This window comes from Kitasatospora brasiliensis (assembly GCF_032654805.1).
Classification (GTDB): domain Bacteria; phylum Actinomycetota; class Actinomycetes; order Streptomycetales; family Streptomycetaceae; genus Kitasatospora; species Kitasatospora brasiliensis.
This window is the reverse complement of record NZ_JAUOOW010000002.1, coordinates 681,532-701,145: the sequence shown is the minus strand read 5'-3', so window position 1 is coordinate 701,145 and position 19,614 is coordinate 681,532. Positions and strand designations below refer to the sequence as shown.

Here is a 19,614-nt window from a genome sequence, read left to right as displayed (position 1 = left end):
GAAGGGGGAACCGCGGGCCGCCCGCCACGCGACCTACCACCGGGGCGGTGCCGAAGCACCCCCTCAGACCAGGAGGACGAGCACCGACCGTGGCAGCGATACCAGCCCCCCGCCGCCGGCCCGGCGCCATCCCGGTGGCCGCCCTGGCCGGCCTGGCCGTCCTCGTCGCCCTCGCCGCCGTCACCTTCGGCCGGCCCACCCCCGGCGGCCTGCACGACCAGGGCCCGGTCGCGGTCGCCACGCCACCGGCCGAGCCCCGGCCGCTCTGGCCGCAACTGCCCACCTCCCCGCCGCCGGCCGCGACCGCGGCGAACGTCACCCCGGAACCGCCGCAGCCCGTACCGGACCTGACCGTCCCCGGGCGCGACATCACCGCGGTCGACGTCCGCACCGTCCTCGCCAAGGACCCGAAGGTGAGCCAGGAGGAGCGGCAGGCGCTCACCTCCTGCACCGGGTGCGAGATCCGCAGCCCCGAGTTCCGCGACCTCACCGGGGACGGGCGGCCCGAGCTGATCACCGTCGTCGCCGTCCCGGGACTGGTCGTGCTGCACGTCTACGCCCTCGCCGAGGACCACCTGCTGCCCGTCCTGCGGGTGCCGGTCCAGCAGGCGTTCAGCGCCGCGACCATCGGCCCCGACCTGTGGTTGTACGAGCCGACCAGCGCCTACGTCCAGACCACCAGCCACTACCAGTGGGACGGGGCCCGGCTCGCCCTGAGGGACCGCACGGACGAGGGCGTCGGCGTGCTCCCGCCCACCGGCCAGTCCGCCGGCTCGTCCACCGGCCCGGACAACGGCCGGGCGGCCGCCACCGCCACACCCGTGCCCGGCACGGCACCGGCGCGCCCCGCCCCGCTCCCGCCCAAGCAGCCGGCCCCCGAGGCCGCCGTCCCGTCCCTGCGCACCGCCCGGCCCACCGCCCCGCCGAACGGGCCCTCCGCCCCCTCCGCCCCCGCCGTGTTCCCGGAAGCGAAGCGATGACCCCCGCCGCCACCCCCGCCACCCCCCACCCGCACATCCTCCTGGTCGAGGACGACGAGGTGATCCGCGAGGCCACCCGGATGGCCCTGGAGCGCTACGGCTTCCCGGTCACCACGGCGGCCGACGGCCTGGAGGGGCTGGAGGCGTTCCACGCCGTACGGCCCGACCTGCTCCTGCTCGACGTCATGCTGCCGCTGCTCGACGGGGTCGGGCTCTGCCGCCGGATCCGGGAGGAGAGCCAGCTGCCGATCCTGATGATGTCGGCCCGGACCGACCCGGTGGACGTGGTCTCCGGGCTGGAAGCCGGGGCGGACGACTACGTGGTCAAGCCCTTCGAGAGCGCCGTACTGGTCGCCCGGATCCGTACGGTGCTGCGCCGCATCCGGGTCGTCCCCACGGCCGACCAGCCGCAGGCCCCGGCCGCCCCTCACCCTTCGGAGTCCCCCGCCGCCTCGGAGGCACCCACCGTTTCGGAGGCACCCACCGCCGTCCGCAGCTTCGACGGCCTCCAGGTCGACACCGACAGCATGGAGGTCCGAGTGGACGGCCGCCTCGTCCCGCTCACCCCCACCGAACTGCGGCTGCTGCTGGAGTTCACCGCCGCACCCGGCATCGTGCTGGAGCGCTCCACCCTGCTGGAGCGCGTCTGGGACTACGAGTGGGGCGCCGACACCCGGGTCGTGGACGTCCACGTGCAGCGACTGCGCGCCAAGATCGGCTCCGGCCGGATCGAGACCGTCCGCGGGTTCGGCTACAAGCTGCGGCGCCCGGCATGACCCTGCGCCGCCAGATCGCCACCGCCGTCGCCGCCATCGCCGTCCTGGTCGCGGTGGCCGTCGGCCTGCTGGTCCACCAGGCGATGATCCGTCAGCACGTCGACCAGGCCCGCTCCGCCTCGCTCGCCGCCCTCGACTCCGGCCTGGCCGACTACAAGCGCGGTGGCGCCAAGATCCTCGGCCGGGGCGCCACCCTGAACGACCCGGCCCTGCCCGAGCAGCTGCGCACCCTCACCACCGGCGGCCGACACGGGTCGCTGCTCGCCGCCGACGGCTCGGGCGAGTCGATGTGGGCGGCCGGGCCGGTACAGGAGGGCGCGCTGTCCGTCCGGGTGGACTTCACCCAGGACCGGCAGGCCATCGCCGACCTGGACCGGATCATCCTGCTCACCGTCGTCGCCGCGGTCTTCACCACCGTGCTGGCCGGCGTGCTCGTCGCCGACCGGATCAGCCGCCGGCTGCGCACCGCGGCCACCGCCGCCCGGGGCATCGCGGCCGGCGGGACGGACACCCGGATCGGCGAACTCGTCGACGGCAAGGACGAGGTGGCCGACCTCGCCGCCGCCGTCGACCTGATGTCCCGCACCCTGCACCGCCGGCTGGAGGACGAACAGCGCTTCACCGCGGACGTCGCCCACGAGCTGCGCACCCCGCTCACCGGCCTGGTCACCGCCGCCGAACTGCTGCCGCCCGGCCGCCCCACCCAGCTGGTGCAGAACCGGGTCCAGGCGCTGCGCGGCCTGGTCGAGGACCTGCTGGAGGTCTCCCGCCTGGACGCGGACGCCGAGGCCCCCGACCTCTCCGCCGTCCCGCTGGAACGCGCGGTGCGCCGCACCGTCACCCTCACCGGACTGGACGTCACCGTCGACATCGCCGCCGACCGGCAGGTCCGCACCGACCTGCGCCGGCTCGACCGCATCCTCGGCAACCTGATCCTCAACGCCCACCGCCACGGCGCCGGCCCGGTCCACCTGCACGTCGACGGCCTGCTGATCAGCGTCCGCGACCACGGCCCCGGCTATCCCGAGGACCTCCTCCGGCACGGCCCCCAACGCTTCCGCACCAACGCCCCCGAACGCGGCCGCGGCCACGGCCTCGGCCTCACCATCGCCACCGGTCACGCCCGCGTCATCGGCGCCACCCTGACCTTCGCCAACCACCCCGACGGCGGCGCCCTGGCCACCCTCGCCCTACCCCCGGACTGACCCCGCGCAACGCCGAAGGGCCCGCCGCAACCGGCGGGCCCTTCGCGCTGCGCTGAGCCCCCTGTCGGGTTCGAACCGACGACCCCCGCTTTACAAGAGCGGTGCTCTGGCCAGCTGAGCTAAGGAGGCACGGTGGCCGTCCGCGACGGATCACGGCGGCACCGGGGGGCAGTCTACCGGGCGCGGGTGACGGGATGGGGGGATATCCGGGGGTTGGTGGGATGGGTGGGCGTGATGGAACCGATGCCGAAATCGGGTCGGGCGGGGGCTGACAAGCGGCGGACGCGCAGGTAGCGTCGCCGGGAGTCGGTTCGCGCAGTGGTTCAGACCACTGATGGGCCGGCTGAGCATCGACACCCCCCCCTTTACTCGGATCGTCCGGCACGTTCCTGCCGGTGAAGGAGAGCAACGACCATGGCTTCTGTCACGTACGACAAGGCGACCCGCGTCTACCCCGGGGCGACCAAGCCCTCGGTGGACGCGCTGGACCTGGAGATCGCGGACGGCGAGTTCCTCGTGCTGGTCGGCCCCTCGGGCTGCGGCAAGTCGACCAGCCTGCGCATGCTGGCCGGTCTGGAGGACGTCAACACCGGGGCGATCCGGATCGGCGACCGCGACGTCACCCACCTGCCGCCGAAGGACCGGGACATCGCCATGGTGTTCCAGAACTACGCGCTGTACCCACACATGACCGTCGCCGACAACATGGGCTTCGCGCTCAAGATCGCCGGCGTGAACAAGACGGAGATCCGCACCAAGGTCGAAGAGGCCGCGAAGATCCTCGACCTCACCCAGTACCTGGACCGCAAGCCGAAGGCGCTCTCCGGCGGTCAGCGCCAGCGCGTCGCGATGGGCCGCGCGATCGTCCGCGAGCCGCAGGTCTTCCTGATGGACGAGCCGCTGTCGAACCTGGACGCCAAGCTCCGCGTCTCGACCCGCACCCAGATCGCCGGCCTCCAGCGCCGCCTGGGCATCACCACGGTGTACGTCACCCACGACCAGACCGAGGCGCTCACCATGGGCGACCGGGTCGCGGTGCTCAAGGACGGGCTGCTCCAGCAGGTCGACACCCCGCGCAACATGTACGACAAGCCCGCCAACGTCTTCGTGGCCGGCTTCATCGGCTCGCCCGCCATGAACCTGGTCGAGGTGCCGCTGGTGGACGGCGGCGTGAAGTTCGGCGGCTCGGTCGTCCACATCTCCCGCGAGGACCTGGCCGGCTCCGGCTCCGACAAGACGGTGACCGTCGGCATCCGCCCCGAGCACTTCGAGGTCGTCCCGGCGGGCGGCATCGAGGGCGTCGCGCTGACCGTCAACGTGGTCGAGGAGCTCGGCTCGGACGGCTTCGTCTACGGCACGACCCAGCTCGGCGGCCAGGACCACGAGCTGGTCGTCCGGGTGCCCGGCCGCCAGATCCCGGCCCGCGGCGAGACCGTCCACGTGGTGCCGATCGCCAACGAGACCCACGTCTTCTCCACCAGCACCGGCCTGCGCCTCAGCAACTGACGCGACCGCCGCAAGAGCGGCGAAACGCCACGGAGCCCGTCGGACCCTACCGGTCCGGCGGGCTCCGTCGTACCCCGCGTCAACACGGTGTGGGGACAAACCCGGACACCCTGTCACTCGATGGGGTAACGGAGGGCGATCCGGCCCGCACCCACCGCTACTCTCCTGAGGGTGAAGCAGCTAGTGCGCCGTATCGGCCAGACCGTCGCCCTGACCCTGCCGGTCGTCCTGGTGACCACCGGCACCCTCGCCGTGACCAGGGTCCCCTGGGCCCCGCCGACCGGGCTCGACCAGCAGGTCGTGGCGGCGTCCAGCGGCGACGGCGCCGGGATCGGCCGCTCCAACAACGCGGCCGGCGCCGCCGCCAAGACCTCGGACGGGCTCGCCCCGCAGGAGTCGCTGCGGGTGGTGCTGCTCGACGAGCTGCGCGCCAAGAACCCCTCCGCCGCGCTGGACCTGCTGGAGCGCTCGATGCGCGAGCAGCCCTCGCTGACGCCGTACTGCACCTCGCTGGCCGGCGATCTGGGCAAGGCGGCGGTGCGCAAGTACCAGGGCGACGTGCAGCGGGCCCGCTCCTTCGCCCGCCCGGTCTGCGACGGCTCGTTCGCGGCCGGCGTCGTCGGCTGACGACGGGCCAGGCGGCGGGGAGCCAGGCGACCAAGAGCACCCGGGGCTGAGCGGCGGACGTTCCGTCGCTCAGCCCTATTGTTCAGGCATGACCGCTGACTCCGGCCCCATCGCCGACCTCCCGTCCGCACCGCACCCGCAGTCGCCCCGGCCGACCACGACGCCCGTCACCCAGGCCGTCATCCTGGCCGGCGGCCAGGGCTCCCGGCTGCGCCCCTACACGGACGACCGCCCGAAGCCGCTGGTCGAGATCCCGGGGACGGGCGTGCCGATCCTCGGCCACCAGCTGGCCTGGCTGGCCGAGGAGGGCGTCACCGACGCCGTGGTCTCCTGCGGGCACCTCGCCGAGGTGCTGGAGGAGTGGCTGGTCAAGGCGGAGCTCCCGCTGCGGGTGCGCACGGTGGTCGAGGCGGAGCCGCTCGGGCGCGGCGGTGGCCTCAAGTACGCGGCCAAGGCGCTGCCCCGCCCGGACGAGCCCTGGTACGCCACCAACGGCGACATCTGGACCCGCTTCAGCCTGCGCGACATGGCCGCGTTCCACCACGAGCGGGACGCCGTCGCGACGCTCGCCCTCGCTCGGCCGCGGATCCCCTGGGGCGCGGTGGAGACCGACCAGTTCGGCAACGTGCTGGACTTCATCGAGGCCCCGCCCTCGCCCTTCCTGATCAACGCCGGCCTGTACGTGTTCAGCCCGGAGTTCGCCGAGCTGCTGCCGGACGTGGGCGATCACGAGCGCACCACCTTCCCGCAGCTCGCCCGCAGCAAGCGGCTGGCGGGCTACCAGCTGCCGCAGGGCGTCTACTGGCGGGCCATCGACACCGCCAAGGACCTCACCGAGGCGGCCAAGGAGCTCGCCTCCGGCGCCGGCCGGCCGCCCCGCTAGGCCGCCCCGCCAGGACCCGAAGACGCCGGTCGGCCGGGCGCTCCGTGGGGAGCGCCCGGCCGACCGGCGTTCAGGGCCCTCAGGTCGCCGTCGGCATCCCCGGGTGGGGGGCCGGGCCGCCGGACAGGTCGGCCAGCGGCGCGCTGCCCAGCACCCCGCCGAGCAGTCCGGAGGACGGGCTGGGCTTGGGCGGCACGCCGGCGCCGCCGGAGCCCGGGGTGCCGCGCGACACGGGCGCGGTGCCCGCTCCGCCGGGCGGGGTGGGGGCCACCGGGGAGGCGCCGGACCCGGTCTCCGCTTTGCCGGAGTGCTTGCCGCTCGGCGTCGGCGTGGCCGGCTTGGTGGACGGCGTGCCGGACGGGGTGGCCGCGCTCGGCGTCGGGGTGGCCGGGTGCGGGACGGCGGTCTGGGGCGTGGTGGACGTCCCCTTGCCGCCGGGGGCGCCGGACGGGCTGCCGGACGGCCAGACCGGGGTGCCGAAGTCGGTGGCCGGACGCTCCGGTGCCTGGTGCGCCCGGGCGCCGGTCCGGACGGCGGCGCCGAGCATCGAGCCGAGCAGCAGGGTCAGGCCGACCACGACCGTGGTGACGACGGCGCCCCGGCGCAGCACCCGGCGGCGCAGCGCCCCGGACGCGTCGGCGCCGAACCGCCGCCAGGCCTCCAGGTTGAGCCGCCCGTCCAGCGAAGCGAACGGCGCCCCGGCGATCAGCAGCGGGCTCCACGCCGCGAGGAAGATCAGGTCCGGGGTGTCGTAGACCGGGACGGCCCGCCAGCTGACGGTGAACAGCAGCACGGCGGACAGCGCCATCGCCGCGCCGGCCGCGAGCCGCTGCCACAGGCCGAGGACGGTCAGCACGCCGACCACGATCTGGGTGAACGACACCACCAGGCCGGCGCCCACCGGGTGCGCCATGGCGAAGGCCAGCAGCGGCTCGGCGACCTTCCACGGGTGCAGCGAGGAGAGCCAGCGCATCATCGAGCCGCGCTCGCCGCCGTCGAAGTACACCGGGTCGCACAGTTTGCTGAACCCGGCGTAGACCGCGAGCGAGCCGAGCACGGCGCGCAGCGGCAGCAGCACCAGGCCGAGGTCGACCCGGCGGCCGGGGTACCAGGGCTGCTTGCCCTCGGCGTCCGCCGCGGAGACCTCGGGCAGTTCGCCGCTCGGGGTCCAGCCGTGCGGCTCGCCGATCGGGCCGATGCCCGCGTCGGTGGCGGTGCCGGCGCCCTCGCGGGGCTGGCGCGGGACGGCCCGGGCGCCCGCGAGGGACGGGATCACCTGGGTCTCGGGCTCCAGCAGGCGGACGCCGCCGCCCGGGGTGCCGCCCAGGCGCACCGCTTCCAGCAGCTGGGTGGCCGCGAGGTCCCCGGGGGGCGCCTGCCCGGTCCAGGTGACGGCGGTGACCCGGCCCTTGCGGCGCGGCGCGCCGCCGGCCCCCGCCCCGGCCAGCGCCGGGACGGCACCGGCCGGCACGACGACCTGCGGGGTGACCAGCGGACGGCGGATCAGACCCTGGTTGGCGTACGGGTCGCCGAAGGCGGCACCGGTGGACAGCAGTCCGGCCGGGGCCTCGATCAGCGGCGCCACCGGGTCCTGGAGCCGGAGCCGGAAGCTCGCCTGGGTGCTGCTGAGCCGCGCCGGGTCCGACTCCACCTTGACGGTGTTGAGGCCGGGGCCCGCGTCTATCCCGGTGCTGCCGTCGCCGAACAGGGGGCGCCGAGGTGTTCTGGTGTCCACGCCCGTCTAACCGGGTGACGGCCGCTTAGGACACTCTCCCGGGTGGATGTCCGGAGCACACTTGAAGTGATCATGAAAAAAGCGATCGGGCCCGGTCGGGGCCCGATCGCCTTCACTCGGATTGCGGGGAATTCGGAAGATCTCCTGCGTCCCCCGCCCCGGGCGTGCTCAGCGCTTGGCGCGCAGTCGCGCGGCCTCGTACAGCACGATGCCCGCCGCGACACCGGCGTTCAGCGACTCGGTCAGACCGGACATCGGGATCCGGACCCGCATGTCGCAGGTCTCCGAGACCAGTCGGGACAGGCCCTTGCCCTCGCTGCCCGCGACGATCACGACCGGACCGGTCAGCAGCTCCAGGTCGCCGATCTCGGCCTCGCCGTCGGCGGCCAGGCCGACCACCATCAGGCCGGCCTTCTGGTAGGCCTCCAGGGCGCGGGTCATGTTGGTGGCCCGGGCGACGGGCAGCCGGGCCGCGGCACCGGAGGAGGTCTTCCAGGCACCGGCGGTCATGCCGGCCGCGCGGCGCTCGGGGATGACCACGCCGTGCGCGCCGAAGGCGGCGGCCGAGCGGACCACGGCGCCCAGGTTGCGCGAGTCGGTCACGCCGTCCAGCGCCATGATCAGCGCGTCCTGGCCGGCGTCGGCGGCGTCCGCCAGCAGGTCCTCGGGGTGCGCGTACTCGTACGGCGGCACCTGGAGCACCAGGCCCTGGTGGTTCATCCCGCCCGTCATCTGGTCCAGCTGGGCGCGCGGGGCCTCCATCAGCGGGATGCCGCGGTCGTTGGCGGCCTGGAAGGCGTCGCGGACCCGGTCGTCGGTGTCGATGAACTGCTGGACGTACAGCGCGTTGGCCGGCACGTCGCCCTGGAGGGCCTCGACCACCGAGTTACGGCCGAAGACCAGCTCGGCGCTGCCCGCGCCGCCGCGGCCACCGCGGCCGCCGCCGCCGGAGCGGCGCATGCCGGCCCGGGCCTTGGCGTCCCGCTCGCGCTTCAGCGCGGCGTTGGCGGCCCGCTGCTTGGGGTGGCCCTTGCGCTCCTCGCCGGGCGGGGTCGGGCCCTTGCCCTGGAGCGCCTTCCGGCTGTGCCCGCCGGTACCGACAGACGCGCCCTTCTTCGATCCGGGGTTGCGGCGGTTCCTGCGTGCACTGTTGCCGGCCATGGCTGTACTTCCTGTCTGTTCGGCACGCCCCGGCCGCCCCGGTCTGCCCGGTGGCGGCCGGGGCATGCGCTACGTCATGCGGGAGGGCCGCACCGGTCCGGTACGGCCCACCCATCACCCCGATCGTCGGATGGGGTTACTGGCTGTTGATCGTCCAGCGCGGGCCGGACGGGGTGTCCTCGATCGCCAGCCCGGCCAAGCCGAGCTGGTCGCGGATGGCATCCGCGGTGGCGAAGTCCTTGCGCTCGCGCGCCGCCTGCCGCTGGTCCAGGACCAGACGGACCAGCGAGTCGACCACACCGTGGAGGTCCTCGCCGCGCTCCGTCCCGGCCCAGTGCGGGTCGAGCGGGTCGAGGCCCAGTACACCGAGCATCGCACGGACCTCGGCCAGTCGCGCCACCACGCTCTCCTTGTCGTCCGCGTTCAGGGCGCTGTTGCCCTGGCGGACGGCGGTGTGCACGACGGCCAGCGCCTGCGGCACGCCCAGGTCGTCGTCCATCGCCTCGGCGAAGGCCGGCGGCACCTCGGGCGCCGCGTCGACCGTGCCGCAGCGCTCGACGGCGCGCTGGATGAAGCCCTCGATCCGGCCGAAGCCGGCCTCGGCCTCGCGCAGCGACTCCTCGCTGTACTCGATCATCGAGCGGTAGTGCGCGGCGCCCAGGTAGTAGCGGAGCACGATCGGCCGCCAGTTGCGGACCATCTCGGAGACCAGCACCGAGTTGCCCAGCGACTTGCTCATCTTCTCGCCGGCCATGGTGACCCAGGCGTTGTGCACCCAGAACTCGGCGAAGTGGTCGCCGAAGGCCTTGGACTGGGCGATCTCGTTCTCGTGGTGCGGGAAGATCAGGTCCAGCCCGCCGCCGTGGATGTCGAAGGCCGGGCCCAGGTACTTGTGGGCCATCGCCGAGCACTCCAGGTGCCAGCCGGGACGGCCGCGGCCCCACGGGGTCTCCCAGCTCGGCTCGCCCGGCTTGGCGGCCTTCCACATCGCGAAGTCGCGCGCGTCCCGCTTGCCGGTCTCGCCCTCGCCCTCGGGCTGGCGCAGGTCGTCCAGCTTCTGGTTGGAGAGCGCCAGGTACCCGGGGTACGAGCGCACATCGAAGTAGACGTTGCCGTCGGCCGCGTAGGCGTGGCCCTTCTCGATGAGGCCGCGCATCATCTCGATCATCTCGGGGATGTGCCCGGTGGCCCGCGGCTCGACGGTCGGCGGCAGGCAGCCCAGCGCGTCGTAGCCGTCGTTGAAGGCGCGCTCGTTCTCGTAGCCGATCTGCCACCACGGCGTGCCGAGCTCGCGCTCCTTGGCGATGATCTTGTCGTCGATGTCGGTGACGTTCCGGGCGAAGGTCACCTGGTAGCCGCGGTAGGCGAACCACCGCTGCATGATGTCGAAGTTCAGCCCGGACCGGATGTGCCCGATGTGTGGCGCCGACTGGACGGTAGCGCCGCACAGGTAGATCGAGACACAACCCGGCACAAGCGGGACGAAGTCGCGTACCTGGCGGGTGCTGGTGTCGTACAGACGAATGCTCACAGCGTCAAGCGTAGTGGGCGGTGGGGGGTGCCCCGCCACATTCCCCGGGAGAACGGGCTCGTGATCCCGGGGAACGGCGGATCCCGGGCCGGCGTCAGATGCGGCCGAGCACCTTGCTCGGGCTGAGCCGGACGATCACCCGGACGTCGTCCGGGCCGTCCATCGTGTACTTGTCCTGGCCCATGTACTTGCCGGCCAGCTCGTCGATCAGCGCCCGGGCGCCCTCGGTGGTCATCGAGACCTCGCCGCGCGCCTCCAGGTACTCGTACGGGGTGTCCGCCGGGTTGATCAGGATCGAGACCCGCGGGTCCCGCACCAGGTTGAGGTGCTTGCGGCGGCCCTGGACGGTGGAGAACAGGATGTCGTCGCCGTCCCGCTTGACCCAGACCACGGAGGACTGGGGGCCACCGTCCGGCTGGATGGTGGAGACCACGGCGAAGCTCTTGGCGTCGATCAGGGCCTTGGCACGGTCGGAGAGCTTGGCAGTCACGGAGTACCTCTTCTCGTCGGCGGTCCGGCCCGAGCGGAAACCCGTACGGGCCCGAACCGCACCATAACGATTCGGGCCCCCGGGAACACCGGTGAACACCCATCAGCAGCGGGTCGCCGCCGCCCGCTCACCCGTGAGGGCTCAACGCCGCTCGTACACCAGCGCGGTGGCGATCGCGGCCAGGCCCTCGGCCCGGCCGGTCAGGCCCAGCCCGTCGGTGGTGGTGCCGGAGACCGACACCGGGGCGCCGGCCGCCTCGGACAGCGCGGCCTGCGCCTCGGCCCGCCGCTTGCCGATCTTCGGCCGGACCCCGATCACCTGGACGGCGACGTTGCCGATCTCGAAGCCCGCCTCGCGGACCAGCCGGGCCGCCTCGCCGAGCAGCTTCACCCCGGACGCGCCGGCCCACTCGGGGCGGTCGGTGCCGAAGTGGGCGCCCAGGTCGCCGATCCCGGCGGCCGAGAACAGCGCGTCACAGGCGGCGTGCGCGGCGACGTCGGCGTCCGAGTGCCCGGAGAGCCCGGCCTCGGCGTCCGGCCACTCCAGCCCGGCCACCCAGAGCGGGCGGCCGGCCTCGAAGGCGTGCACATCGGTGCCGATGCCCACCCGGGGGATCAGCGGGGTCTGCGGTTCAGTAGGCATCGGCGGCCCTCCGGCGGGCGAGTACGGCCTCGGCGAGCACGAGGTCCAGCGGACGGGTGACCTTGAACGCCTCTTCGTGACCGGGCACCACGACGACCCGGCCGCCGTAGCGCTCGACCAGGCCGGCGTCGTCGGTGACCGGCGGCGCGTCGGCGGTGCCCGAGTCCTCTTCGGCCAGCGCCCGGGCGTGCACCTCGGCCAGGGTGGCGCGGTCGAAGCCCTGCGGGGTCTGCACCGCGCGCAGCGTGGCGCGCTCGGGCGTGTCGAGCACCGGCTCGGGGCCGCCCGGGTTCGGCTCGACCCGCTTCACGGTGTCGGCCAGCGGCACCGCCGGCACCACCGCGCGGGCTCCGGAGCGGACGGCGGCCGCGACGGTGTCGACCACCTCGACCGGGACCAGCGGACGGGCCGCGTCGTGCACCAGCACGACCTCGACTTCCTCCGGGATCGCGGCCAGGCCCAGCCGGACCGACTCCTGGCGGGTCGACCCGCCGGCCACCACCCGGATGTCCTTGTCGTCCAGTCCGTGGCTGTCCAGCAGGGCGACCACCTCGGCCACCCCGTCGGCGGGGGCGGCGACCACGACCAGGCCGACCGCCCGGCTGCGGGCCAGGGCCCGGACGGCGTGCACCAGGAGCGGCACACCACCCAGCTCCCGCAGGGCCTTCGGGGCCCCGGGCCCCAGCCGCTCGCCGCGTCCGGCGGCGGGCACCACTGCTGCTGCGACTGCTCCTGACGCGTTCAGGTTTCACTCCTTCGGCGAAGTGGGTATGGCCATGGCGTGCCCGGCGGGCGCGCCCGGCCCCTTCCGAAGTGCCATGGTGTACCGCCCGCCGCACAACTCCGCAAGGCACGGCCCCGTAAGACCCGGCTCCGCAAACTCCGCGCGAACGGGTGCAGAAACGGTCGTGCACGGTGGGAACGGGCTCGGCGGGCCCGGGCGGTGGGCGTGGTCCGGACACGCCTCAGCGCCCGGAGTGCCACTGCACCACTCCCGGACGGTTCGTCCAAAGAGCGGTGCGCCGACACCGGGCGCTGTGAACGTCGGGCGAAAGCCCTACGGCACTGCGGTCGCGCGCGCTACGAGGCGAGGACCTCGTCGAGCAGCGTCTCCGCCTTGTCCTCGTTGGTGTTCTCCGCCAGCGCGAGCTCGCTGACGAGGATCTGGCGCGCCTTCGCGAGCATCCGCTTCTCGCCGGCCGAGAGGCCGCGCTCGCGCTCGCGGCGCCAGAGGTCGCGGACGACCTCGGCAACCTTGATGACATCGCCCGAGGCGAGCTTCTCCAGGTTCGCCTTGTAGCGACGGGACCAGTTGGTCGGCTCTTCCGTGTACGGTGCGCGCAGCACCTCGAAGACCCGGTCCAGACCCTCCTGGCCGACTACATCGCGCACGCCGACGAACTCCGCGTTCTCGGCGGGCACGCGGAGCGTCAGGTCTCCCTGCTGCACCTTGAGCACCAGGTAGGTCTTGTCCACACCTTTGATCTGGCGAGTTTCGATGGCCTCGATCAGCGCGGCCCCGTGATGGGGGTAGACCACCGTGTCGCCAACCTTGAACGTCATGTGACAGGACCCCTTCCGTGGCTTTCCAGCTTAACACGCTTCTTCGCACACCCGAAGGGCGTTTTCGCAGGTCAGGGCCGGTCTCGGGGCTTGACAAGGACCCCCATGACGTGCTGCGACCGATGTTCGAGAGGGGCTTCCCGCAGGTCGGAGGCGGTTCCGGGGTTCGGCGAAACCCTTGCGCAACACCCCCGCAACCATGATTGGATCTTGAGCTTTCACCCCTTTCCGGGTCGCGGCCGAATCGTTATTCGATCTTGGTCGAACCTTGTCCGTCGCGTGACCCGGACATGCCGACCGGTGTCATCGGTCGGCCCCGAACATACGGCCGGACGGCCCCCGGAGGCCCCCGGGAGTGCGACACGGGGACCACCCCGTGAGGAGCGCATAAGCGAGGTCGATAATCTGAGACCTGACCACCCGACACGTGACCTAGGAGAAGCCGCCGCCGTGAGCCGCAGCCTTCGACGCGGCAGCATCGCCGCCATCGCCGCCATCGCCATTGCCTCGCTGTCCTCCTGCGCCGCCGGCAACACGCCGGACACGCTCCAGATCAAGCCGGACAACGCGGCGGCGACCATCGGTACGCACCTCCGACTGAACAACATCGTGGTCGTCACCGGGGTGGGCACCGCGGGCGAGCACACCGGTGCCGCCAACGTGGTCGTCAACATCGCGAACTCCGGAGACGCCCCGGCCGAGCTCCAGTCCGTCTCCGTCAACGGCGCCGCGGCCACCTTCGCGGACCCGGCCGGCGCCCCGCTCTCCGGCATCGTCGTCCCGGCCGGCGGCGCGGTGGCGATCGGCGGCGAGGGCAACCCGTCCGCGACCGTCGCCTCCGCGAGCGTCCACGTCGGCGGCTTCGCCCCGACCGTCTTCACCTTCAAGGACGGCCAGAAGGTCGAGGCCCAGGCCGGCGTCAGCCCGGACTCGGGCGAGCACGGCAACGGCCTGTACAAGGGCTTCGGGCCGACCCCGTCGCCGACCGCCACCCCCGCCAAGACCGCCACCCCCGGTGCGGCCACCCCGGCCACCCCGGCCACCGGTGCCACCCCGGCCACCCCGGCCACCGGTGGCGCCGTCGCCCCGGCCGGCACCACGGCTCCGGCCGTCCCGGCCGCGCACTGACGCCGTAAGCGACGCGAAGGCCCCCTCCGGCTGTCCGGAGGGGGCCTTCGCGTGCTCGGGGTGGCCGCCGGGCGGTTACGGCCCGCTGTGGCCCTTCAAGGCTCCCCAGGGCTCCCCAGGGCTCTTTACCGCTCTTTACGGCTCGAACTTGTAGCCCAGGCCGCGGACGGTGACCAGGTAGCGCGGGGCGCCCGGGTCCGGCTCGATCTTGGCCCGCAGGCGCTTCACGTGGACGTCCAGGGTCTTGGTGTCGCCGACGTAGTCCGCGCCCCAGACCCGGTCGATCAGCTGCATCCGGGTGAGCACCCGGCCGGCGTTGCGCAGCAGCATCTCCAGCAGGTCGAACTCCTTGAGCGGCAGGTCGACCTTGGCGCCGTCCACGGTCACCACGTGGCGGTCCACGTCCATCCGGACCGGGCCCGCCTCCAGGGCGCCCGGGCCGCCGCCGTTGTCGCCCGCGCCGCCGTCCTCGCCGCGGCGGCGCAGCACCGCGCGGATCCGGGCGACCAGCTCGCGGGTGGAGTACGGCTTGGTGACGTAGTCGTCAGCGCCTATCTCCAGGCCGACGACCTTGTCGATCTCGCTGTCCTTCGCGGTCACCATGATCACCGGGACGTTGGAGCGCACCCGGAGCTGGCGGCAGACCTCGGTGCCGGGCAGGCCCGGCAGCATCAGGTCGAGCAGGACGAGGTCCGCGCCGTTGCGTTCGAACTGCTCCAGGGCGTCGGGGCCGGTGGCGGCGACGGCCACCTCGAAGCCCTCCTTGCGGAGCATGTACGAGAGGGCGTCGCTGAACGACTCCTCGTCCTCGACCACCAGTACTCGGGTCACGATCAGGCCTCCGGGGCAAGCTGAGGGGTTGTGTGGGACAGGTGTTGTTTCCGCCCCCCGGTGGGGAGCGGGCGGCCCGTACGGTCCGTGCGGTCCGGGGTGAGGGTTCGGGGTGCGGCGGCCGGGCCGGCGGGGTCGCCGCCGCGCTCGCCGTACGACTCGTGGTCCGGTTCGTGGTCCGGTTCGTGGTCCGGTTCGTCGTCGAACGCGTCGTCGGGCTCGTCCTCGCGGGGCGCCTGCCCGGCGGGCAGGCGGATGGTGAAGGTCGAACCCTGGCCCTCGACGCTCCACACCGAGACGGTGCCGCCGTGCGAGGCCGCGACGTGCTTGACGATGGACAGGCCCAGGCCGGTGCCGCCGGTCGCCCGGGAGCGGGCGGGGTCGACGCGGTAGAACCGCTCGAAGACCCGCTCGCGGTCCTTCTCGGAGATGCCGATGCCCTGGTCGGTGACCGAGATCTCGATGAGCTCGCCGTCCGCCTCCCCGAGCGCCGCGGCGCTGGAGATCCGGCGGGTGGCGATGGCCACCCGGGTGCGGGGCGGGCTGTAGTTGACGGCGTTCTCGACCAGGTTGCCGAGCGCCGCGGCGAGCTGGCCGCGGTTGCCGTGCAGGTAGAGGCCGGCGATGCCGCCCGCCGCGATCAGGATCTGCTTGGCGGCGGCCTGCTGGCGGCAGCGGTCGATCGCCTCGGCGATCAGCTCGTCCACCGCGACCGGCTCCGGGTCGACCATCAGCCGGTCGTCCTGGACCCGGGAGAGGTCGATGATCTCCTGGACGAGGCTGGCCAGCCGGTGTGCCTCGACCTGCATCCGGCCGGCGAAGCGCTGCACCGCCTCCGGGTCGTCGGACGCGTCGGCGACCGCCTCGGAGAGCAGCGACAGGGCGCCGACCGGGGTCTTCAGCTCATGGCTGACGTTGGCGACGAAGTCCCGGCGGACGGCCTCCACCCGCCGGCGCTCGGTCTGGTCCTCGACCAGCACCAGCACCAGCCGGGAGCCCAGCGGGGCCACCCGGACGGAGACCGCGAGCGGCTCCGCCGCGCGGGCCGCGCCCGGTCGGGGCACCTCCAGCTCGACCTGGCGGATCTCGCCGTCCCGGCGGGTGGAGCGGGCCAGCGAGAGCATCTGGTCCACGGCGACGGCGCCACCGCGCACCAGGCCCATCGCGTACGCCGCCGAGCTGGCCTTGACCACCTCGTCGCCCTCGCCCAGCACGATCGCGCAGGAGCGCAGCACGGAGAGTACGGTGTCGACCCCCGGCGGCAGCGGCGGCTCGGTGCCGCCGGTGCCCAATGACTGGTGCCGGCCCAGGTTCCTGCCGCCGGTCCCGCTGTACCTGCCCTTGGCCTGCTCGCGCTCGCTCCAACGGAAGGCGACGGAAGCGGTGAGGCCGACGCCGAGCCCGGCTATGGCGCAGGCAGCGGCGGCGGCCACGTTCACGTCCATGTGGCCAGCGTAAGCGCACGGTGAGGGCAGTCCCCAGGCTCTGGATCAAGGCATCGACCACGCGTTGCCGAGAATTCACCTTCAGGTGGCCGCTGATTCACCGTGGTGGCCGTGCGGCGTCGCCCTGACGGCGGAAAGTTGGCCAGGCAGCCCGTGTGGGAGAGATCGGTGCGCCGAACAGCGGCCACCGGCTCGGGTGTGCGCGTACGATGCGCGCCACCAGCAGCGGTCGCCCGTACGACGAAATCACGGTCGGACGGGCTGACCGGTCGGCACCGCCACCGACACAGCTACTGAGGAGAGAACATGCGCGACGCGTACCACGAGGAACTCGATGCGATCGGCGACAGCCTGGTCGAGATGGCCCGGCTGGTCGGCTCTGCCCTGGGCCGCGCCACCACCGCCCTCCTCGACGCGGACCTGGCGCTGGCGGAAAGCGTGATCGCCGCGGACGAGAAGATCAACGAGCTGCACCACGAGCTGGAGAACCGGGCCATCGACCTGCTGGCCCGCCAGCAGCCGGTCGCCACCGACCTGCGCATCGTGGTCACCTCGCTGCGGATGAGCGCCGACCTGGAGCGCTGCGGCGACCTCGCCCGGCACGTCGCCAAGGTCGCGCGGATGCGCTACCCCGACACCGCCGTGCCCCGCGACCTGCACTCCACCGTCCTGGAGATGGGCCAGCTCGCCCAGCGCCTGGTCGCCAAGGCCGGCCTGGTCATCGCCACCAAGGACGTCGACAAGGCGCTGGAGATGGAGCAGGACGACGACGCGATCGACTCGCTGCACCGCGAGCTGCTGTCGCACCTGATCGACGAGCGCTGGCACCACGGCATCGAGACCGCCGTCGACATCACCCTGGTCGGCCGGTACTACGAGCGGTTCGCGGACCACGCGGTGTCGGTCGCCAAGCGCGTGGTGTACCTGGTGACCGGCGAGCACGTGGCCGAGTTCGTGGCCGCCACCGAGGCCGCCGAGGCCGCGCCGGTCGACTGACCGGGCCGGGCTGACCCCGGAGGGTGAGTAAACCCGTGACGGGGGGTGGTGCGGGCGCACGGGGGGCCGTGCGCCCCACCACTGCGCGCCCGTTGACGCTCCCTCCGTTCGGCGGTTTCACTCGACGGTGGGGCACCGGAGCGTGCCCGTCACCAGAAGGGGAGCTCGATGAAGGCCAACCCGACCCGACCGGCAACCGCCCACGACACCGTCGAGCCACTCGCTCCGAAGCTGCTTCCCGTCCTCGCGGCCGGCTGCGGCTGCGGCCCGGGCTGCGGCTGCGGCTGCCAGTCCGGCGCGCCCTGCCAGTGCGGCGGCGCGGACGGCGGCTGCTGCGGCGGCCACTGAGCGGCCCGACGCCCGGGAGTTCGCGCGTGAGGTGCACGGCATTCCGGCGGCCGTGCACCTCGTTCGCGGTCCTGGCCCGCCCGCGTCCGTCAGAACTGCACGTCGGTGCAGGAGTAGAAGGCGTTCCCGGTGTCGGCGATCGTCCAGACCGCGACGACCACCTGGTGGCCGGTGCGCCCGCTCGGGATGGTCGCGGTGTGGCTGAGCGTGCTCGGCACCTGCACCCCGCCGTACGGGACGGTGAGGAAGGGCGTCAGGTCCAGGTTGGACCGGGTGACCGGCTGACCGGCGTCGTAGCCCGGCTTGGTCATGTAGTACCGGAAGTCGGTGGTCGCGTGCCGGGCGGTGAACGTCCAGGTGAAGGTGAGCTGCCGGCCGGCCGTCACCGGCGTGGTCGGCCAGGCTCCGCCGTGCGGATCGTCCAGCTCGGCGAAGCGGGCGTTGCCGCCCGCGCAGATGGTGCCGTCCGAGGGGCCGAGGGCCGGGAAGCCCTTGGGGCCCTCGACGCTCTGCGGCTCCCACTGGATGTCGCCGCAGTCCCAGGGGACTCCCTGCACGTGGGTGTCGCAGAGTGCGGCCCGGCTGGGCGGGGTCGAGATCCAGCCGTGCGACGAGGCCGGGACGGCGAGGGTCAGCGGGATCGCCAGCGCGGCGACGGCCGCCCCGACGATGTGGCGGGTGCGCATGGTGCTCCTCCGTGGGGGTGGATGGAGTGTGCGCCGGGGCGCAGACGCGCGCGTGGGGTGCGGCGGCCCGGACGGGGAGCTCCTGGCATGCCTGCGCCGGTCCGGTGCCCTCACGGTAGGAGCCACCCCTGGGCCCGTCAATGGTCTGAACCACTTTCTCAGCTGCCCAACTCCCGTGCCGGGCATGCGGATTGGCCCCGAACTGACCGAAAGACGAAGGCCCCGCACCCGGTCGTGCCGGGCGGCGGGGCCGTGTCGCGGTCGGCTTACTTCTTGCCCTGGTTCTTGACCGCCTCGATGGCCGCGGCGGCGGCGTCCGGGTCGAGGTAGCGGCCGCCCGCGGTGACGGGCTTGAAGTCGGCGTCCAGCTCGTACACCAGCGGGATGCCGGTCGGGATGTTCAGGCCGGCGATGGCCTCGTCGGAGATGCCGTCGAGGTGCTTGACCAGCGCGCGCAGGCTGTTGCCGTGGGCGGTGACCAGGACGGTCTTGCCGGCGGCGAGGTCCGGGACGATGGCGTCGTACCAGTACGGGAGCATCCGCTCGACGACGTCCTTCAGGCACTCGGTGCGCGGACGCAGCTCGCTCGGGATCTCGGCGTAGCGGGCGTCACCGGCCTGCGAGTACTCGGCGTCGTCGGCCAGCACCGGCGGCGGGGTGTCGTACGAGCGGCGCCACAGCTGGAACTGCTCCTCGCCGAACTCGGCCAGGGTCTGGGCCTTGTCCTTGCCCTGGAGCGCGCCGTAGTGGCGCTCGTTCAGGCGCCAGCTGCGGCTCACCGGGATCCAGTGCCGGTCGGCCTTGTCCAGGGCGATCTGCGAGGTGCGGATGGCGCGGCGCAGCAGCGAGGTGTGCAGCACGTCGGGGAGCAGGCCCTCGGCGGCCAGGAGCTCGCCACCGCGGGCGGCCTCCTTCTCGCCCTTCTCGTTGAGGTCGACATCGACCCAACCGGTGAACAGGTTCTTCTGGTTCCACTGGCTCTCGCCGTGGCGGAGCAGGATGAGTCGGTACGTCGTGTCAGCCATGGCCCCCAGCTTAGTGGGGGGCCGGAAAACGCCTGGTGGGGACCTTCGGCCCGTGT

General features: G+C 73.2%; 20 protein-coding genes and 1 tRNA gene. 9 read left to right on the top strand and 12 right to left on the bottom strand.

Translation table 11 applies throughout. The features are described 5' to 3' along the window. Positions 1–89 precede the first annotated feature (89 nt). The 3 genes from QWJ13_RS11010 to QWJ13_RS11000 are packed head-to-tail and all read left to right on the top strand — an operon-like array spanning position 90 to position 2,961. Complete coding sequence (locus tag QWJ13_RS11010; protein WP_316523002.1) at positions 90–980, top strand: hypothetical protein; 891 nt, start codon at positions 90–92, stop codon at positions 978–980. Continuing rightward, the gene (cseB, locus tag QWJ13_RS11005; protein WP_316523000.1) at positions 977–1,756 is read left to right on the top strand and encodes a two-component system response regulator CseB; all 780 of its coding nucleotides are present in this window, start codon (positions 977–979) and stop codon (positions 1,754–1,756) included. The genes QWJ13_RS11010 and cseB overlap by 4 nt, the downstream gene beginning before the upstream one ends. Continuing rightward, positions 1,753–2,961 (top strand): sensor histidine kinase, encoded by a 1,209-nt coding sequence (locus QWJ13_RS11000; RefSeq protein ID WP_316522998.1) that lies wholly within the window; start codon positions 1,753–1,755, stop codon positions 2,959–2,961. Before cseB ends, QWJ13_RS11000 begins: the two co-directional genes overlap by 4 nt. A 55-nt stretch (positions 2,962–3,016) precedes the next feature. Here the strand turns inward: QWJ13_RS11000 and QWJ13_RS10995 are convergent. Then, positions 3,017–3,090, bottom strand: a tRNA-Thr gene (locus QWJ13_RS10995). 285 nt (positions 3,091–3,375) lie between these two features. Here QWJ13_RS10995 and QWJ13_RS10990 point away from each other — a divergent pair. The 3 genes from QWJ13_RS10990 (at position 3,376) to QWJ13_RS10980 (ending at position 5,977) form a co-directional block, all read left to right on the top strand. After that, positions 3,376–4,467 (top strand): ABC transporter ATP-binding protein, encoded by a 1,092-nt coding sequence (locus tag QWJ13_RS10990; protein WP_316522996.1) that lies wholly within the window; start codon positions 3,376–3,378, stop codon positions 4,465–4,467. A 171-nt stretch (positions 4,468–4,638) separates the two neighbouring features. Further along, entirely contained in the window at positions 4,639–5,094 is a 456-nt protein-coding gene (locus tag QWJ13_RS10985) for a hypothetical protein (protein WP_316522995.1), read from the top strand. An 88-nt stretch (positions 5,095–5,182) separates the two neighbouring features. Further along, on the top strand, positions 5,183–5,977 hold the full coding sequence (locus tag QWJ13_RS10980; RefSeq protein WP_316522993.1) for a nucleotidyltransferase family protein: 795 nt from the start codon (positions 5,183–5,185) through the stop codon (positions 5,975–5,977). A gap of 79 nt (positions 5,978–6,056) precedes the next feature. On the opposite strand, the gene QWJ13_RS10975 is transcribed toward QWJ13_RS10980, so the two are convergent. The 7 genes from QWJ13_RS10975 to QWJ13_RS10945 all read right to left on the bottom strand — a co-directional run bounded on the left by QWJ13_RS10975 (position 6,057) and on the right by QWJ13_RS10945 (position 13,099). Then, a complete protein-coding gene (locus QWJ13_RS10975) occupies positions 6,057–7,712 on the bottom strand; it encodes a DoxX family membrane protein (RefSeq protein WP_316522991.1) in 1,656 nt (551 codons plus the stop codon). A gap of 168 nt (positions 7,713–7,880) precedes the next feature. Then, on the bottom strand, positions 7,881–8,873 hold the full coding sequence (gene rlmB / locus QWJ13_RS10970; protein ID WP_316522988.1) for a 23S rRNA (guanosine(2251)-2'-O)-methyltransferase RlmB: 993 nt from the start codon (positions 8,871–8,873) through the stop codon (positions 7,881–7,883). Between the two features lie 136 nt (positions 8,874–9,009). Next, a complete protein-coding gene (gene cysS, locus QWJ13_RS10965; RefSeq protein ID WP_316522985.1) occupies positions 9,010–10,404 on the bottom strand; it encodes a cysteine--tRNA ligase in 1,395 nt (464 codons plus the stop codon). Positions 10,405–10,498: 94 nt separating this feature from the next. After that, positions 10,499–10,894 (bottom strand): PPOX class F420-dependent oxidoreductase, encoded by a 396-nt coding sequence (locus QWJ13_RS10960; protein WP_316522983.1) that lies wholly within the window; start codon positions 10,892–10,894, stop codon positions 10,499–10,501. A 141-nt stretch (positions 10,895–11,035) separates the two neighbouring features. Next, positions 11,036–11,536 (bottom strand): 2-C-methyl-D-erythritol 2,4-cyclodiphosphate synthase, encoded by a 501-nt coding sequence (gene ispF, locus QWJ13_RS10955; RefSeq protein ID WP_316522981.1) that lies wholly within the window; start codon positions 11,534–11,536, stop codon positions 11,036–11,038. Then, positions 11,526–12,248: a 2-C-methyl-D-erythritol 4-phosphate cytidylyltransferase gene (ispD, locus tag QWJ13_RS10950; RefSeq protein ID WP_432277479.1), complete on the bottom strand. Its 723-nt coding sequence runs from the start codon at positions 12,246–12,248 to the stop codon at positions 11,526–11,528. Before ispD ends, ispF begins: the two co-directional genes overlap by 11 nt. 368 nt (positions 12,249–12,616) lie before the next feature. Continuing rightward, positions 12,617–13,099: a CarD family transcriptional regulator gene (locus QWJ13_RS10945; protein ID WP_014136563.1), complete on the bottom strand. Its 483-nt coding sequence runs from the start codon at positions 13,097–13,099 to the stop codon at positions 12,617–12,619. Between the two features lie 450 nt (positions 13,100–13,549). Between QWJ13_RS10945 and QWJ13_RS10940 the strand changes: the two genes are divergently transcribed. Then, positions 13,550–14,227 (top strand): DUF461 domain-containing protein, encoded by a 678-nt coding sequence (locus QWJ13_RS10940; RefSeq protein WP_316522963.1) that lies wholly within the window; start codon positions 13,550–13,552, stop codon positions 14,225–14,227. A 135-nt stretch (positions 14,228–14,362) separates the two neighbouring features. Here the strand turns inward: QWJ13_RS10940 and phoP are convergent, their stop codons facing one another. Both phoP and QWJ13_RS10930 read right to left on the bottom strand, forming a co-directional pair. Further along, complete coding sequence (gene phoP, locus QWJ13_RS10935; RefSeq protein WP_031069385.1) at positions 14,363–15,058, bottom strand: two-component system response regulator PhoP; 696 nt, start codon at positions 15,056–15,058, stop codon at positions 14,363–14,365. Between the two features lie 2 nt (positions 15,059–15,060). Next, entirely contained in the window at positions 15,061–16,503 is a 1,443-nt protein-coding gene (locus tag QWJ13_RS10930; RefSeq protein ID WP_316522957.1) for a sensor histidine kinase, read from the bottom strand. Between the two features lie 306 nt (positions 16,504–16,809). On the opposite strand from QWJ13_RS10930, the gene phoU reads away from it, so the two are divergent. Together phoU and QWJ13_RS10920 are read left to right on the top strand one after the other, a co-directional pair. Next, positions 16,810–17,499: a phosphate signaling complex protein PhoU gene (phoU, locus tag QWJ13_RS10925; protein WP_316522955.1), complete on the top strand. Its 690-nt coding sequence runs from the start codon at positions 16,810–16,812 to the stop codon at positions 17,497–17,499. A gap of 168 nt (positions 17,500–17,667) precedes the next feature. Next, a complete protein-coding gene (locus QWJ13_RS10920) occupies positions 17,668–17,847 on the top strand; it encodes a hypothetical protein (protein ID WP_316522953.1) in 180 nt (59 codons plus the stop codon). Positions 17,848–17,936: 89 nt separating this feature from the next. Here the strand turns inward: QWJ13_RS10920 and QWJ13_RS10915 are convergent, their stop codons facing one another. Then, positions 17,937–18,533, bottom strand: coding sequence for a lytic polysaccharide monooxygenase (locus QWJ13_RS10915; RefSeq protein WP_316522950.1), 597 nt, complete (start codon positions 18,531–18,533; stop codon positions 17,937–17,939). Between the two features lie 266 nt (positions 18,534–18,799). Beyond that, entirely contained in the window at positions 18,800–19,558 is a 759-nt protein-coding gene (locus QWJ13_RS10910; RefSeq protein WP_316522948.1) for a phosphoglyceromutase, read from the bottom strand. Positions 19,559–19,614: the final 56 nt, after the last annotated feature.

Excerpts from the sequence above, each read along its gene's own strand:
- cseB (WP_316523000.1), top strand. The coding sequence starts at position 977 with ATGACCCCCGCCGCCACCCCCGCCACCCCCCACCCGCACATCCTCCTG.
- QWJ13_RS11000 (WP_316522998.1), top strand. The coding sequence starts at position 1,753 with ATGACCCTGCGCCGCCAGATCGCCACCGCCGTCGCCGCCATCGCCGTC.
- QWJ13_RS10990 (WP_316522996.1), top strand. The coding sequence starts at position 3,376 with ATGGCTTCTGTCACGTACGACAAGGCGACCCGCGTCTACCCCGGGGCG.
- QWJ13_RS10980 (WP_316522993.1), top strand. The coding sequence starts at position 5,183 with ATGACCGCTGACTCCGGCCCCATCGCCGACCTCCCGTCCGCACCGCAC.
- rlmB (WP_316522988.1), bottom strand. The coding sequence starts at position 8,873 with ATGGCCGGCAACAGTGCACGCAGGAACCGCCGCAACCCCGGATCGAAG.
- ispF (WP_316522981.1), bottom strand. The coding sequence starts at position 11,536 with ATGCCTACTGAACCGCAGACCCCGCTGATCCCCCGGGTGGGCATCGGC.
- QWJ13_RS10945 (WP_014136563.1), bottom strand. The coding sequence starts at position 13,099 with ATGACGTTCAAGGTTGGCGACACGGTGGTCTACCCCCATCACGGGGCC.
- QWJ13_RS10930 (WP_316522957.1), bottom strand. The coding sequence starts at position 16,503 with ATGGACGTGAACGTGGCCGCCGCCGCTGCCTGCGCCATAGCCGGGCTC.
- phoU (WP_316522955.1), top strand. The coding sequence starts at position 16,810 with ATGCGCGACGCGTACCACGAGGAACTCGATGCGATCGGCGACAGCCTG.
- QWJ13_RS10920 (WP_316522953.1), top strand. The coding sequence starts at position 17,668 with ATGAAGGCCAACCCGACCCGACCGGCAACCGCCCACGACACCGTCGAG.
- QWJ13_RS10915 (WP_316522950.1), bottom strand. The coding sequence starts at position 18,533 with ATGCGCACCCGCCACATCGTCGGGGCGGCCGTCGCCGCGCTGGCGATC.
- QWJ13_RS10910 (WP_316522948.1), bottom strand. The coding sequence starts at position 19,558 with ATGGCTGACACGACGTACCGACTCATCCTGCTCCGCCACGGCGAGAGC.